Source organism: Rhodococcus sp. D-46, assembly GCF_011290655.1.
GTDB lineage: Bacteria > Actinomycetota > Actinomycetes > Mycobacteriales > Mycobacteriaceae > Rhodococcus_F > Rhodococcus_F qingshengii.
Map to the genome: position 1 here is coordinate 329,652 of NZ_JAANTF010000011.1, position 14,530 is coordinate 344,181.

Here is a 14,530-nt window from a genome sequence, read left to right on the forward strand (position 1 = left end):
CGCCGAAAAATGTATCGGATCGTGATTGCCGCCGTCGGTGTTGGGTATGGCCTCAAATACTGAATTCTTCGATGGACTGCTGATAGGAGCGTCCGATGATGATTGTGGACGAAGCCACCCGCGTCGTTCGTGGTGTGGCAGACGCAACGACGACGGTGGCCGGAGCCGTCGGTGGTGGAGTGATCGGTGGAGTGACGGGCGGGATACGCGGATCGGCGGAGGGTGTCCGAGACGGAATTCGTGCGGGTAGTTCCTCGACGCCGACGGCGGTTCTCACGATGGCGGCCGTGGGTGCGGCGGGATTGGTGGAATGGCCGGTGCTCTTGGCAGTCGGCGGCACGGCCCTGGTACTCCACGAATGGGATCGCAAGAGCGGTCGGCCGGATCGCGAGGTCAAGGCGGTTGGCCGCACGAGCAAGCCGGAACAGGTAAAGAAGGAATCGAGCGGAAACTCCCACAAGGCGGCCGGCCGGTCACAGGATCGAACTCACAGTTCTTCGCACACTCGATCCACTCACTGATGTTCTCAGCGATGGCCCGGCGTGCGGTGTCGGTGGCAACTTTGCCGCCGCGTCTGGCGTTGTCGGGACTCGCGTTGGTGGGTGGTTCGACGATTCCGCGAACCGCTGTCAGTGACGTGGCGTTGCGGACCGGCACCCTCGCGTTGGCGGGTGTGGGGATGATTCCTGCAGCAGCGGGATCGATATTCGGTGCCCCGCGAATCCCAGGTTCCGCCTATGTCTCGGCGGCCGCGTCGGCGATCAATTATCAACCCCGGGTGCGTCGGCGAATCGAACAGCGCCTTGGCCGTTCGCTCACCGACTTCGCATTGGAGTCGGCGACGTCGTTCGCGGATGTTCTGACCTATGCGCCTGCGTCATTGGGCGTGGATTTCGGGCTGCGGACGATGCTGCTGCGCGAAACTCTGGCGGCGCGAAACTCTCGGCGGGTGTGGTCATTCGAACCTGGCGGTCGCGGTGCTTCCACGAGGCCTGACCCGAGTGGTCCGGGGGAGCGTTATGCCGACAGGATCGCTGGGGTTCAGCTGGCGGCCGGGGCTGCACTGGCTACCGTGTCCGCCGGCGGTGACACCGTCGCGACGAGTATCAAGGTTTCGGCGCCGCGGCCGCTTCGGATGTCGCGCGAATCATTCGCTGCTGGTGTGTCATACGGTCTGTGTCGGACGCACCACACCGCCGTTTCGGACTCTGCGGCTCTACGCATGCTCGATCGTATTGACACCGTCCTCGTCGATCCGAGCGTCCTCTTCGACGACTCGCTCCGGGTTTCCGACATACGAGAGGTGGCCGAGTCGGATCGCGTCGCAGTGTGGGAACAAGCCAGGAAAGCTCTGAACGACGGAACTGTCGGAGTGGGAAGGCACCGCATCGGCGGCGCCGAAGTGGTCGTGCGACCCGTGCGAAAAGGTCTGGCGGAAAAACTGATAGGCGAAATACGTGCGGCCGGGGTCGCAGCCGTCACGATCGACGACGACGGGCTCGGATCACTGCGAAGTGGATTCGACGAGCTCTATCCGGCGCAATCGACTGCCGAAGCCGGCCTGCGCGAGGCTCTCTCGGCGTTGGTGGCCGAGGGTCGGACAGTTGCGATCGTGTCGAGTAGGGCGATAGCGGGGCAGGCAGTGCTACGCATCGGGATTTCACCACCGAGTGGCGAGCACGTGAGTGCCGACATCCACACCGACTTGGCCGGGGCGTGGCGGGTTGTCCATGCGCTCCCGGCTGCTCGAACAGCGACGAGGCGCGGTGTCGAACTCTCCTCAGGTTCTTCGGCATTGGGTGCCTTGATCATGCTTCCGGGAGTTCGAGGGGCAGGGCCGGGGCCGGTCACGGCTGGTTCGGCCGCGGGACTGTGGACCGGATACACCCTGTCCCGATCTGTGATTCAAGCGCCCGTCCCTGTCGGTACTCCGAGCGATACCTGGCATGAGATGGACGGTGATGCTGTCGTTCGCGAACTATCCGAATCCATCCGACATACACCGCACCGTGCGGAAGCTCGTGTGCGAGCGCCCGCACGGTTCAGGTTGATCCGTGACGGATTGTCGGCGTTGCGAACAGAATTGGCGGATCCACTGACGCCTGTGTTGGCGACCGGCTCCGCTGCCAGTGCAGTCCTCGGTTCACCGGTAGACGCCGTCCTGGTCGGCTCGGTCTTGGTCGGCAATGCCGCGATGTCCGCTGTTCAACGGCTTCATTCGGAGCGGGCGGTGCAGCGGCTCTTGCGGACTCAGGAACCGGTAGCTCGGCGAGTAACCAACGACGGCACGGTCGAGACAGCGGCCGACGCGCTCGAACTCGGTGACGTCGTGGCAATCGAGTCCGGGGACATCGTGCCCGCAGATTGTCGCCTGTTGAGCGTCGAATCACTGGAAGTCGACGAGTCGTCGTTGACGGGAGAGTCCCTGCCCGTCGACAAGCAGACCGACCCGACCCCTGGGATGCCACTGGCCGAGCGACGGTGCATGGCCTACGCAGGGACAACAGTGCTTGCCGGATCCGGTCGTGGCGTGGTCACGGCCATCGGAGCCCGAACGGTGACCAGGCGTGCCGATGTCGGTGTGTCCCGATCCGGACCTGCTGTGGGCCTGACCAACAGACTTCGCGAACTCACGAGGGCGACCCTGCCGGCCAGTATCGGCGGTGGGGCGTTGGTGACAGTCGCGGGTCTGCTTCGTGGTACCGGTCTGCGCCGCGCCGTCACCGGAGGTGTGGCCGTAGCTGTGGCTGCCGTGCCGGAGGGGCTGCCTCTGGTTGCCACTCTGGCTCAGCAGGCCGCAGCGCGAAGGCTCACTGCAGCAGGAGTGTTGGTTCGTGCGCCACGATCGATAGAAGCGCTCGGTCGTGTCGACGTGGTCTGCTTCGACAAGACCGGAACCCTCAGCGAGAACAAGCTACGGGTGGCCGCGGTCGAACGCGTCGACGGCTGGGACGAAAGCGAGATTCTGGAAGTTGCGGCGCGCAGTGCCTTGGGAAGTCGCGACGATCGCGTGTTTCATTCGACGGATGCCGCCGTCGTCGATGCAGCCCAGCAAGCTCTGGACGATGCTTCGGTTTTCGGTGACGTCGAGGCGAACAACCTCGTTCCGTTCAGGTCGGGGCGGCCGTACTCGGCAGCTTTGCTCGGCAGGCGGATCGCACTCAAAGGTTCGCCGGAATTCGTGACCGAAGCAGGACGAGATCCGAATGCTGTGTCGGCGAAGCACGTTCAAAGCATGGCCGGACGCGGACTGCGGGTGGTTGCCGTCGCCCAGCGCGAGTTGTCGGAACACGACGCGCGACGCGCAGGCGAAGACTCGCAATTTCTCGAACAGTGTTGCTCCGAGGGGTTGGAAGCGGTCGGCCTTCTCGGACTCTCGGACACGCTCAGACCCGAAGCAACGCAACTTGTTCGAGAACTTCGAGGCGACGGACGGCAAGTGCGCGTGCTGACCGGGGATCATCCGACAACAGCGGCCGCGGTCGCCACCGAACTGGGGTTGGACGTCGCACGCGAGGATGTTGTCACCGGTCCTGACTGGGAGAACTTCTCTCGCGCCGAAAGACGGGATGCGGTCCGCGGCAGCAGCGTCTTTGCGCGCGTGACACCCGAGCAGAAGGTCGAGATCGTGCAAGCGTTGGAGACCGACGGGCGGGTGTGCGCCATGGTCGGTGACGGCGCGAACGATGCTGCGGCGATCCGAGTTTCCAGCGTGGGAATCGGGGTGGCGTCGACCGACAGTGATCCGGCGCGCGGCGTCGCAGACATCGTGCTCCTCGACGGCCGTGTCGGCGGAGTGACCGACGCATTGGACGAGGGCAGTCAATTGTGGCGGCGGGTCAGATCAGCGGTAGGGGTTTTGCTCGGAGGCAACGCGGGTGAAGTCGCATTCGCGCTGATCGGTTCTGCGTTGTCCGGCGAATCACCGCTCAACGCAAGGCAGTTGCTACTGGTCAATCTGATGACGGACGCCTTGCCCGCTGCCGCGCTTGCGGTGAGCACCCCGTCCGAGAACGGATCCGAGAAGTCCGAACAGATGGACGCTCATGCGTTGTGGCAGACGATCGCTGTCCGCGGCGGTGCCACGGCAATCGGTGCGCTGGCAGCGTGGCTTCTGGCCCGGGCGAGCGGTAGGAGGCGGCGAGCGTCGACGGTGGCGTTGGTTGCCCTGGTGGGCACCCAACTGGGGCAGACGCTGCTCGAATCACGCAGTCCGCTGGTGGTCGCAACCGTTGCCGGATCCGCTGCGGCGCTGGCGACGCTCGTCAGCACACCCGTGGTGAGCCAATTTCTCGGTTGCACGCCGCTTGGTCCCATCGCCTGGGGCCAAGCGGTGGTCTGCGCGTCGGCGGCGACGCTGCTCGCGGCGCTGGCCCCGCGGGCGTTGGAGCGGATTGCCGCAACTGAGGAGAACGCGAACGGTCAGTCGACGATTCGCAAGATCCCGACGCGAACGAGCACTGCGTACACCTCCCGAACCGGGGGAGTCAGCGCCCGCGACAGCGTGGAAATCAGCGACGTGGAAATCAAAGAAGCGGAAACCGGTGAATCGGACACGCTTGTGAGCGTCGCTGCTGGAAGTGACACGTCGCCGAACTCCCGGGCGACCCGAGATGAATCCTGAGGAATCGTGACATGTCCCAGAACACCGTCGACCACACGAACCCCGTCGATCACCGCGCGGTAGTCGAATCCGTCCGTTCGGCACGGAGCATCGAGTTGGAGCTACCGATCGTCGGTGCCATCCCTGTTCCGAGACCCGAGCAGATCGCCTACTTTGCGGTGATGGGACTGATGGTCGCCTTCGAGATCATCGAGTGGCCCGTGGCAGTCACCATTGCAGCGGGGCATCTGCTCGCAACAGAGCAGCACAATCACGTCCTCGAAGAGATCGGAGAGGCGCTCGAGGGCGTCTGACGCAGGCGCTGCCTGGACACAAATCGAGCGGCCCCGCATTTCGCGGGACCGCTCGACGTGCGGAGAAACTTACTGCGCGAGTGCGCGCTTCATGCCGCGTTCGACTGCTGCGATGATCTGCGGACGCAGTTCTGCGGCAGGGACGATCTCATCCACCGAGCCGACCTCTCGGGCCCGCTGGATGTTGTGGATCGCTTCGAATTCGGATGCCACTTCGCCGAGCTTGTCGGAGCGGACGGCGATGCGCTGAGCGTTCAGTTCTACGCGCAGATGTGCTTTCTCCGTGTCATCCTTGGCTGCTGCCAAGTCTGCCTCCAGTTGCTGCACCTTCGGGTCGTTGTTGGTGCGGGTGTTCACCTCACGGGTGAAGACCACTGCGGCGGCGGGGGCGCCGCCGAGTACCGACGCGAACGAGCCTTCGACAGCAAGAACTTCCATGTTGTCGTTGAGCGCACCGGAGAACACGACGAACGCGCCGCCGTGGTAGCGGGAGACGACGCAGAACACGATCGGTCCGTCGAAGTTGACAATGGCGCGGCCGATCTCGGCGCCGTACTCGAGCTGGATGTTGCGCAGCGACTCCGGGGAACCGTCGAAGCCGGACAGGTTGGCCAGCACCACGATCGGACGGTTGCCGCTCGCAGCATTGATCGCGCGGGCAGTCTTCTTCGACGAGTTCGGGAACAGCGTTCCCGACGTCCAAGTGTCGGGACCGTCGGCGGGGAAGTGCCCCTTACGTGGGATCGCGCGGGATTCGATGCCCACCACTGTGACCGGATGTCCGGCGAGGTGCGCGTCCAGAACGACCGACGTGTCGGCGCCGGCCATGTCGGCCCAACGCTCGAGAACAGAGTGGTCCTGGTCGACCACCGAACGCATCACGGTGCGAATGTCGAAGGGCTTCTTGCGATCCGGGTTCTTCGCCGAGGAGAAGATGTCGCCGACCGTCTCGAAGTCGCTCGACGGGTGGGTGTGCGGGAAGCTACGCACGTCGCGATCGACGGGGTCCGTCGTCGCTGCGCGGCGCGGGAACCGTTCGCCGGGAGCGAGGTACGAGTGTGCGTAGTGACGGAACAGGATCTCGCACGCCGCAGTGAGGTCGGGTGCCCAGTACTGCGCCTGGCCGTTGGGGCCCATGACGCGGTCGTAACCACCGATACCGAAGTTGTCCTCGGCCGACACACCACCGGAGTAGTCGAGAGACTGCTTGCCGGTCAGCACCATCGCGCTGTCCGGGGTCATCACCAGAATGCCCTTGGTGTGCATCAACATGGTGGCTTCGGCGTTCCAGTAGGGCTGAGCGCCGACGTTGATTCCCGTGACGACGATATTGATTTCACCGCCGTTCTGGGTGAAGGTGATGATCCGGCGCAGGCCACGGGAGACCCAGTCCATGTTCTCGGTGCCGCTCTCCATCGAGATGGTGGCACCCGAGGACAGTGCAAACCACTCGACCGGGGCGTTCAACTTCTCGGCCAGGTCGATGGCAGCGACCACGCGTGAGCATTCGGCCTCGGCCACGGTACCGAGCGCCTTGGTGGGGTCACCGAAGAGCGCGACACGGGTCATTCCCTCGGGATAGCGCGGCGTCGGAGTGTTCACGAGGCCGACGACGATGCCGGCCTTGTTGAGCCCGTACGGACGCTCGACAGGTGAGAGGACGCCCGCTTCGTCGAAGTCGTGCTCGACGAAGGTGCCCTTGGTGCCGGTCAGGAGCGGAATCAGCTCGTACGGGTACACCGTGCCGCGTGCCCGCGAACTCTGGACCTTCTGGGCGTACGCGTCGAGGGGGAGCAGCGGTTCAGTGGGAGGCGTGGTCTTGTTGATGACCACACCGGCACCTGCGCGGTAGGAGAATCGCAGCGCAACTTCCTTGGGCGCGCCGCCCTTTCGGTCCTTCAGGCGGGTGATGAGTGTGATCTCTTCTAGCCCGGCGCCGACGGTCAGTCGGGCTGCGTTCTGAGCGATCACGGAGAAGCGTTCGCTGGGAACGTCGGCGACCGGCCACACGTACAGCACGACGCGGTTGGCTGCCAGTCGACGCTTGTCTCCGCGCTGGGACTGCGCACGGCGGATGCCGTCGAGGCACGCGGCAAGTGTGCGCTCGATGGCCGGAAGCGCAACCATCTGGCCTTCGTCGTCGAGCTGCGGTGTCACGTCACGGATTTCCGCGAGAGCGATCAGGCGCTCGTCCTTCGGGTTCTCCTTGGCGGAGAGGTGGAACAGGTAGGTGTTCTCCGGAGCCGGCAGACGCTTGCCGTTGAAGTTCTTCAGACGCCACATGTCCAGACGCTGACCCGTGAGCGGATGCATGTCGCGGATGATGTTGTCCTCGACCAGTTCACCGTCGATCGGGCGGAAGGTGACCCAGCGGACCGGCTCCCCATTCGGATTGCAGATGATCACAGTCGCGCGGCGGGACCGGGTGATCGTCTCGTTGCGCGAGAGTTCGGTGCGCAGCGTCTCGACGAGCGTGTCGCCGTCGGCGGGCTGATTCGGCCAGTCGAGGTAGATGTCGACTACCAGGCCGCGACCGGATGGAGCATCCTGCGCGATTGTTGCGACATCGTCGAGAGCCGTTCCGAGAGCGTCGAATTCGGCCACCGTCGAGACCAGATGTAGCCCGTCGCCCTTGAGGTCGAAGTTGCCGGTCACGAAACGGCGGTCGACGTGCTCGAAAACGCGGACGTCTTCGAAGGAGTGAATCTTGTAGTAGCGACGCGTGATGACCTCGAGCAGAGGGCCGCCATCGCGGTTGCCGAGGCCGATCTTTCGACCCAACAGGTCCAGGAGCGGTTCGGGAGTGGCGACGAGATTGGCGATTCGCTCGTCGAAATCTGCAGCGTCCGGCTGCTCTTCGAGGTAGGCGAGGTTGCCGCGTACTCCGTCGTAGACGTCTTCGCGAACTTTGCGGATGCGCGGCTCGTCGAAGAACCGGAAGCGAAGGTTGCGGGCGACGTCGCCGATGACGGGGTAGCGGACCTGCGTCGCGACGATGAGTCGATCGAGAACCTCGTTGAGCTCCTGCGCCGAGCAACCGGGAGCCTTGTCGCCGACGAGCCAGCCTTCGAGAAGTGCTGCAATGACGGGGATCTGGGCTTCCATGCGCTGCAGAGCCAGGAAGAGTCGGTACACCGCTTCCTCGACGGCCTGGCGATCTTCCAGATCGGTGACGTCGTAGTGGCGAAGTGCCCGTTCGAGTCTCGTGCGGAACGACGCCGGCAAACCTTCGCGCTCGGAGTCGAGTGAGTGCAGGAAGGTGTGGAAGTGCTCGCGGGGGCTGTGGACGGATTCGTCCTTCGCGGACTCACCCGAGGTGGGCTTGTTGCGCGAGAGTTCGCAGATGTCGGCGAAGGTGGTCAGCACAGCCAGTTCGGCCTGTACCAGTTCGCGGTCCTCGGATTCGAGTGCGCTGCGAAGTGCGTCGTACTCGGCCAGAACAGCATTTGCGTGCTTACCGCTGACGTCGTAGCCACTGATCATCGCGGTCAGTGCTTCCAGCTGTGCCAATGCATCTGCGCGGGTATCGGAACCGGAAGTTGCCGCCGGAAGATCGAATTGGACTCGCGGAGCCTTCTCCGTGACAGCTTCCTCGCTGACCTGGTCGACGCGCAGGAGCGGCGCGCCGGCATCGACCTGAGAGTTGACGGTAGCGAGAACTTCACGCACCTTGCCCGCGTACGGTGCGCGAACGGCGGTCTCCATCTTCATGGATTCGAGTACGACCAGGGTGGAGCCGGCTTCGACGTCGTCGCCGACCGCGACCGGTACAGCCACCACGACGGCGGGAGCCGGCGCGCGGACCACTCCGGCGTCGTCCTGGCTGATCTGGTGGCTGATGCCGTCGACCTCGACGAGATAGCGAGCCGGGCTCACGACGGAAACGACGTGGAAGCGCCGATCACCGATCACCAGCCGTGACTCGAAGTCGCCGAGACGATCGACGTCGACCTCGATGTCGCCGGCGTCTCCGTCGACGCGGTAGCGGTGCGGGCCGATACGCCCGACGGTCAGTTTGTATGCCTGACCTTGGTAGTTGAGCTCGACGGTACGGCCGATCGCGTGGTTGGCGCGGGGACGGCCGCCGCGTGCCGAGGCGAGGAAGGCCGCACGCTCGAGGGACTCCTCGGCGTCGTAAGCATCGATGGCGGTGGCGATCAGTGCGACGTCCGCGCGACGAGTGGTGCCGGTCAGGGCGCCTGTGCGGTCGAGCCAGCCGGTATCCGCGGATGCCGAGATGACCTCGTCGCGATCGAGTAGATCGAGGAGGAACGACTTGGTGGTAGTGCCGCCGTCGAGTACGACAGTGGTTTCACGAAGGGCGGTACGCAGGCGCGCAAGTGCCTCGGAGCGGTTGCGGCCCCAGGCGATGACCTTCGCGACCATCGAGTCGTAGTCGGGCGGAATGACGTCCCCGGCAGCGATACCGGTGTCGACCCGGATGCCGGAGCCGAGCGGAAACTTGAGGAGTTGAACGGTGCCGGGTGCCGGCGCGAAATCGTTGTCCGCGTCCTCGGCATTGAGGCGGGCTTCGACGGCGTGGCCGAATGCGGGCGGGCAGTCACCGACCAATTCGTCACCACTGGCGACCAGAATCTGCAGTTTGACGAGATCGATTCCGGTGGTGACCTCGGTGATCGGGTGCTCGACCTGCAGACGGGTGTTGACCTCGAGGAACGTGAAGAGCTTGTTCTCGGGCTGGTAGAGGTATTCGACCGTGCCTGCGCCCTGGTATCCGGCTGCCTTGACCAGTTCGGCCGACACCTTCTTGAGGTGGTCCGACTGTTCTTCGGTCAGGACGGGGGAGGCGGATTCTTCGATGACCTTCTGGTTGCGACGCTGAATCGAGCAGTCGCGAACGCCCGGAGCCCAGACATTGCCGTGGTTGTCGGCGATGACCTGTACCTCGACGTGGCGTGCATCGGTGACAAGGCGTTCGAGGAAGACGACGGGGTCGCCGAAGGACCGCTCTGCTTCGCCCTGCGTGCGCTCGAGTGCAACTTCGAGTTCGTCTTCGGCCCAGACCTTGCGGATACCGCGTCCGCCGCCGCCGCTTCGGGCCTTGATGATCAGGGGATATCCGATGGACTGAGCATGACGACGAGCGTCGGCGCGCGTTTCGACCGGTCCGCCGCTCCACGGGGCGACCGGTACGCCGACCTTCTCGGCCAGGATCTTGGCGGCAACCTTGTCGCCGAGCAGGCGCATCGCGTCGGCGCTCGGGCCGATGAACGTGATGCCCAGTTTCGCGACGATCTCCGCGAAGGCGGGATCCTCGGCCACGAAGCCCCAGCCGACCCAGACTGCGTCGGCCTTGGCTGCGAGCAGTGCTCGCTCGAGTTCGGCGTAGTCGAGGTACGGGCTACCGGTGCCGGTGCTGCGCAGGGTCACGCCCTCATCGGCCTGGCGGACGAACATGGCGCGGCGCTCGGCCTCGGTGTGCAGTGCAATGACGCGAATGCCGTAGTCGTGTTCGGCGTTCAGTTCGCGTACAGCCCTGATCAGCCGGACCGCGGCCTCACCTCGATTGACCACTGCGATTCGTTTGAACATTGTCACTGCCACCGTCCTTGATGAGATTCTTCGTCACGTACGTTGCGATATGAGCCGACCGTGTCCCACATACCCGGATTCCCCGGTTCGTGAACTACGCCGCGATGCGCTGTGTTTCCCCCGGTTGCGCGTCGGCAAGTGATTGCCCTTCCGGTTCGTCGAGTCCCCTGCGCTGAAGCACTGTGTGCACCGAGGCGCTGTGTGCGCTGAGACACTGTGTGCCTTGTGCGCCACCCTGCAGGCGTGGACTCAGAACCGCTCCAATCACGAATCAGCAACATATTGTGTCTGCTTCCAGGGAATCCCTGGTTTATCTAAGAATGCAGTATGTCGACGCTCATGTCACCTGGGCGAATTGAAGAATATTAGTCAACGTGAACCACGGTTACACATATGGCGTTAAATCATTGCGGTGCAATCGAATTCGGACTTGTGACACGGATCACGATGGTAATGAAATCGGCAAGAAAGTGAATACTCACTGGTAACAAAATCGCATATTCGGAGAATTCTCTGGGTTGCTCGATTATTACTGATCGGTACTACTGGCGAGTATTTTTTATGTCCGGTCGGACCGTATTCGAGAAATCGCCTTCGATGGTTGCGATGTGCTTTGCGATCGCGTCGAGTCCTGAGGGGGGGAGGTGCAATCCGTTGCCGAGAGCAAGTGAAGTCCGCTTGAAGTGCTCCACGAGTGGTTCGTATTTCGTGACCAGTCTCAGCCTGTCGGTCTGGCTCAGGTACTTCACGCTTCCCGCGTTGTCGACGAAGTCACTGAACTTCACGAGGAACACTGCGGGATCCGCTATCGCGCGGATGACGTGATCCTGATATCCGGCGGTGGTGTTGTCGCATGGGTAGTCGATTGGATTGGTCACTGCCTCAACAAGTTCGGAGATTCTGTGGCCGAAGCGCGAGGCGATGAGTGTTGACGCACGTTCCTGCGCTTCGGATGCGGACATGTCGTCTGCAGTCTGGCCACCGAGGAGCGCGATGACGGCGTGTGGTCGGTCTTCGACCGTGTCGTGAAGCGCGGTTGCGCTCAGGATCTCGACATCGGAGCACCCGTACCGAAGCAGCCGCAATACATTTCGTAGGGGATGAACGATGTAGGGATCCTCGTCGGACTTGATCCCGTTCTTTCTGAACTGATCGAGGTGCGCAAGGGTCGCGACCTCCATGGCGAGCCGTAGGGTTTCACCCGAGATCGCCAGCTCGTCGACGGCGCTCTCGATGGCGAAGACCAGCGTTGCAGCGTCCATCTCCTTCAGGGGCAACTGGTCGAATGCAGACCTGATCGGGTCGGAGTTGCTCATGCCAAATAGCCTTCCGGTTGGTGAGGCGTCGCGACGAATGTCCTGGTGCAGATCTGCAATCGAGCCCTGATTGACGCCGGAAATACAGGTCGAGGTCAGAATCATCTTGATTCTATCCGGCGACTACGACAGCAAGTGTTCCTAGCGTTGTCATAGAGGTGGGCGGGGAGGTTCGTTCGCCTCCATCACAGGCAAATAGGGCAGGAAGAGGTTCGATGACCACGGAGGCGACCCTGGCGTCGTTTGTCGAGACAGTTGACACGGATGTCGACACCCATCCGCTGGACGATCCTGTGCGACAAGGACTTCGCGGACATCATGCGCAATTCGCTCGCTGGGCAGGGAGAGTTGCGCGATACGACCCGACGGTCGCGCCGTTTGTCGGTCATCCGCCCGAGTTGGACGCCGAGGACTGGGAGAACCTACTCACGCTCGTAGGTCCTGGCGGCACAGTAGGTTTGCGAGGATTTGATCACCGCCCGCCGGAAGGGTGGCGCGTTGTGGATCAGTTCGGCTCGGTGCAGATGGACGGATCCGCACTCGAAGTCTCCGTTGATCCGTCGGTCGAACTTCTCGGAACGGGCGACGTTCCCGAAATTCTGGCATTGATCGAGCGCACCAAGCCAGGACCGTTTCTTCCTCGTACCGTCGAGATGGGCAGTTACTACGGCATTCGCGTCGACGGAAGACTTGTTGCCATGGCGGGGGAGCGGTTGCACCCTCCGGGATGGACGGAAATCAGTGCGGTGTGCACTGACAGCGACTTTCGGGGGCGAGGCCTGGGTACGACGCTGATCCGTGCCGTCGCTGCCGGGATTCGCGAGCGCGGCGAGCTGCCATTTCTCCATGCAGTGCAATCGAATACGAATGCGATCAGACTCTACGAATCACTGGGGTTCGTTCTCCGGAAGAGATCCAGGTTGACTGCGGTGCAGGCGCCTGCCTGATCGAATTCTCGCCGACGCCTGTGTTTCGGGCGCTCGGCCACTAGTCTGAACAAATGACAGTCGATCAGGCGTTGGACAGTGATTTCCTCACTCTTGCCGATCCGTACCGCCGCGAGTTGCTGGCGCACTGCTATCGCATGATGGGGTCGATTCACGACGCCGAAGACCAGGTCCAGGAGACGTTCATCCGGGCTTGGCGCGGGTTCGACGGTTACAAGGGCCAGTCATCTCTCAGGACCTGGCTCTACCGCATCGCGACGAATACCTGCCTGACCGCGCTGGAGGGGAGATCGAGGCGTCCCCTCCCGACCGGCCTCGGCGCACCTAGTTCGGACCCGGCCGACGATTTGATCGAGCGCAACGAGATTGCCTGGTTGGAACCGATTGCCGATTCTGCGTTGGGCGACGTCAATGATCCGGCCGTCATGGTCGTCAATCGCGATTCGGTCAGGCTCGCCCTTGTCGCCGCTTTGCAGCACTTGTCCGCGCGCCAACGTGCGGTTCTGGTTCTACGTGACGTTCTCCAGTGGAAGGCGTCGGAAGTTGCGGAGGCGCTGGACACCACAACCACTGCGGTAAACAGCCTGCTGCAGCGGGCTCGCGCGCAGATCAATCACATCGGACCCACCGAGGACGATCTCGTGGAACCGACTACCGAGGCTGCCCGGAAGTTGCTTCGCGACTACGTGCACAGCTTCGAGAGCTACGACGTCGAGGCCATCGTCGAACTGTTCACGCGCGAAGCCATCTGGGAGATGCCTCCGTTCGAGGGTTGGTACCAGGGCCCCGAGGCAATCGGGCAACTCATCGGAACCAAATGCCCGGCCGACGGACCAGGAGCGATGCGCCTGCTTCCGACCGCTGCGAACGGACAGCCGGCGTTCGGCCTCTACATGCGCGAGCCCGATGGTGTTCACCGCGCTTTCCAGTTGCACGTTCTCGATGTCACCGAGTCCGGGATCTCGCACGTGACGTGTTTCTTCGATCTGAGTCTGTTCGCACGGTTCGGATTGCCTGCCGAGCTGTAGGGGCCCTGCCGAGTTGTAGGGGCAAGGAGTTGCGCGAGCCCCCCCAGTATGGAGGGACCCGCGCGACTGCTCGTTACTGCTGTTGCTGTGCGTTACTGCTGGGGAACAGTCGCAGCCGGGTCCATCCACATGACCTCCCAGACGTGATTGTCGAGGTCGCGGAATGCGCGTCCGTACATGAAGCCGTGATCCTGGGGCTCCATCCACTTGCTGCCGCCGGCAGCAATCGCCGCGTCGACGAAGGTGTCGACTTCCTCCCTGCTGTCGGCCGACACACACATCAGTGCTTCACGAGCTTTCGACGTGTCGCAGATGTCGTCGGCGATGAAGTCCCCGAAACGCGGTTCGTTCAGGAACATGACGGTGGCGGAATCGCTGACGATCATCGAGACAGTGTTCTCGTCACTGAACATGTCGTTGAACTCGAAGCCGAGGCCACTGAAGAATGCACGGGTAGCGACGACGTCCTTGACAGGCATGTTGACGAAGAGAAGACGAGACATTGGGTGCTCCTTGAACTCGGTTGACTGATTACTGAACGCTTCGGTTCCTGTTGGTTCCTGCTCATACAGACCGCAGTGGGCGCAGAAAGTCATCGCGAGAAGTAAAAATTCGAGAAAAGTATCGCCTGTTAACCGGCGTCAGTGCTCTGACCTGGCGATTTGGTGTTGTGTTGATCTTCGCGTAACTTTGTCCAGGTCAGAGCGACACGGACACCGACTCCCACCTGCGAGGGTGAGTGACACGAGGTTGTACGAAGTGCCTGGCG

8 protein-coding genes are annotated in these 14,530 nt (G+C 63.0%); 5 read left to right on the top strand and 3 right to left on the bottom strand.

What is annotated here, in order from left to right; all coding sequences use genetic code 11:
- Window positions 1–95 precede the first annotated feature (95 nt).
- The 3 genes from G9U53_RS27890 to G9U53_RS27900 are packed head-to-tail and all read left to right on the top strand — an operon-like array spanning window position 96 to window position 4,917.
- The gene (locus G9U53_RS27890; RefSeq protein WP_054825885.1) at window positions 96–521 is read left to right on the top strand and encodes a hypothetical protein; all 426 of its coding nucleotides are present in this window, start codon (window positions 96–98) and stop codon (window positions 519–521) included.
- Entirely contained in the window at window positions 521–4,624 is a 4,104-nt protein-coding gene (locus G9U53_RS27895) for a cation-translocating P-type ATPase (protein ID WP_165639646.1), read from the top strand. Before G9U53_RS27890 ends, G9U53_RS27895 begins: the two co-directional genes overlap by 1 nt.
- Before the next feature lie 11 nt (window positions 4,625–4,635).
- Window positions 4,636–4,917 (top strand): hypothetical protein, encoded by a 282-nt coding sequence (locus G9U53_RS27900; RefSeq protein ID WP_165639647.1) that lies wholly within the window; start codon window positions 4,636–4,638, stop codon window positions 4,915–4,917.
- Between the two features lie 69 nt (window positions 4,918–4,986).
- On the opposite strand, the gene G9U53_RS27905 is transcribed toward G9U53_RS27900, so the two are convergent.
- Window positions 4,987–10,470 (bottom strand): carboxyl transferase domain-containing protein, encoded by a 5,484-nt coding sequence (locus G9U53_RS27905; protein ID WP_081558839.1) that lies wholly within the window; start codon window positions 10,468–10,470, stop codon window positions 4,987–4,989.
- 542 nt (window positions 10,471–11,012) lie between these two features.
- Window positions 11,013–11,786: a hypothetical protein gene (locus tag G9U53_RS27910; protein WP_242430627.1), complete on the bottom strand. Its 774-nt coding sequence runs from the start codon at window positions 11,784–11,786 to the stop codon at window positions 11,013–11,015.
- A 215-nt stretch (window positions 11,787–12,001) separates the two neighbouring features.
- Here G9U53_RS27910 and G9U53_RS27915 point away from each other — a divergent pair, with 215 nt between their 5' ends.
- Both G9U53_RS27915 and G9U53_RS27920 read left to right on the top strand, forming a co-directional pair.
- The gene (locus G9U53_RS27915; RefSeq protein ID WP_003945124.1) at window positions 12,002–12,733 is read left to right on the top strand and encodes a GNAT family N-acetyltransferase; all 732 of its coding nucleotides are present in this window, start codon (window positions 12,002–12,004) and stop codon (window positions 12,731–12,733) included.
- A gap of 53 nt (window positions 12,734–12,786) precedes the next feature.
- Window positions 12,787–13,761: a sigma-70 family RNA polymerase sigma factor gene (locus G9U53_RS27920; RefSeq protein ID WP_003945115.1), complete on the top strand. Its 975-nt coding sequence runs from the start codon at window positions 12,787–12,789 to the stop codon at window positions 13,759–13,761.
- A 92-nt stretch (window positions 13,762–13,853) separates the two neighbouring features.
- Here G9U53_RS27920 and G9U53_RS27925 read toward each other — a convergent pair whose 3' ends face one another.
- A complete protein-coding gene (locus tag G9U53_RS27925) occupies window positions 13,854–14,264 on the bottom strand; it encodes a VOC family protein (RefSeq protein ID WP_042923411.1) in 411 nt (136 codons plus the stop codon).
- Window positions 14,265–14,530: the final 266 nt, after the last annotated feature.

Excerpts from the sequence above, each read along its gene's own strand:
- G9U53_RS27910 (WP_242430627.1), bottom strand. The coding sequence starts at position 11,786 with ATGAGCAACTCCGACCCGATCAGGTCTGCATTCGACCAGTTGCCCCTG.
- G9U53_RS27905 (WP_081558839.1), bottom strand. The coding sequence starts at position 10,470 with ATGTTCAAACGAATCGCAGTGGTCAATCGAGGTGAGGCCGCGGTCCGG.
- G9U53_RS27900 (WP_165639647.1), top strand. The coding sequence starts at position 4,636 with ATGTCCCAGAACACCGTCGACCACACGAACCCCGTCGATCACCGCGCG.
- G9U53_RS27895 (WP_165639646.1), top strand. The coding sequence starts at position 521 with ATGTTCTCAGCGATGGCCCGGCGTGCGGTGTCGGTGGCAACTTTGCCG.
- G9U53_RS27915 (WP_003945124.1), top strand. The coding sequence starts at position 12,002 with ATGACCACGGAGGCGACCCTGGCGTCGTTTGTCGAGACAGTTGACACG.
- G9U53_RS27890 (WP_054825885.1), top strand. The coding sequence starts at position 96 with ATGATGATTGTGGACGAAGCCACCCGCGTCGTTCGTGGTGTGGCAGAC.
- G9U53_RS27920 (WP_003945115.1), top strand. The coding sequence starts at position 12,787 with ATGACAGTCGATCAGGCGTTGGACAGTGATTTCCTCACTCTTGCCGAT.
- G9U53_RS27925 (WP_042923411.1), bottom strand. The coding sequence starts at position 14,264 with ATGTCTCGTCTTCTCTTCGTCAACATGCCTGTCAAGGACGTCGTCGCT.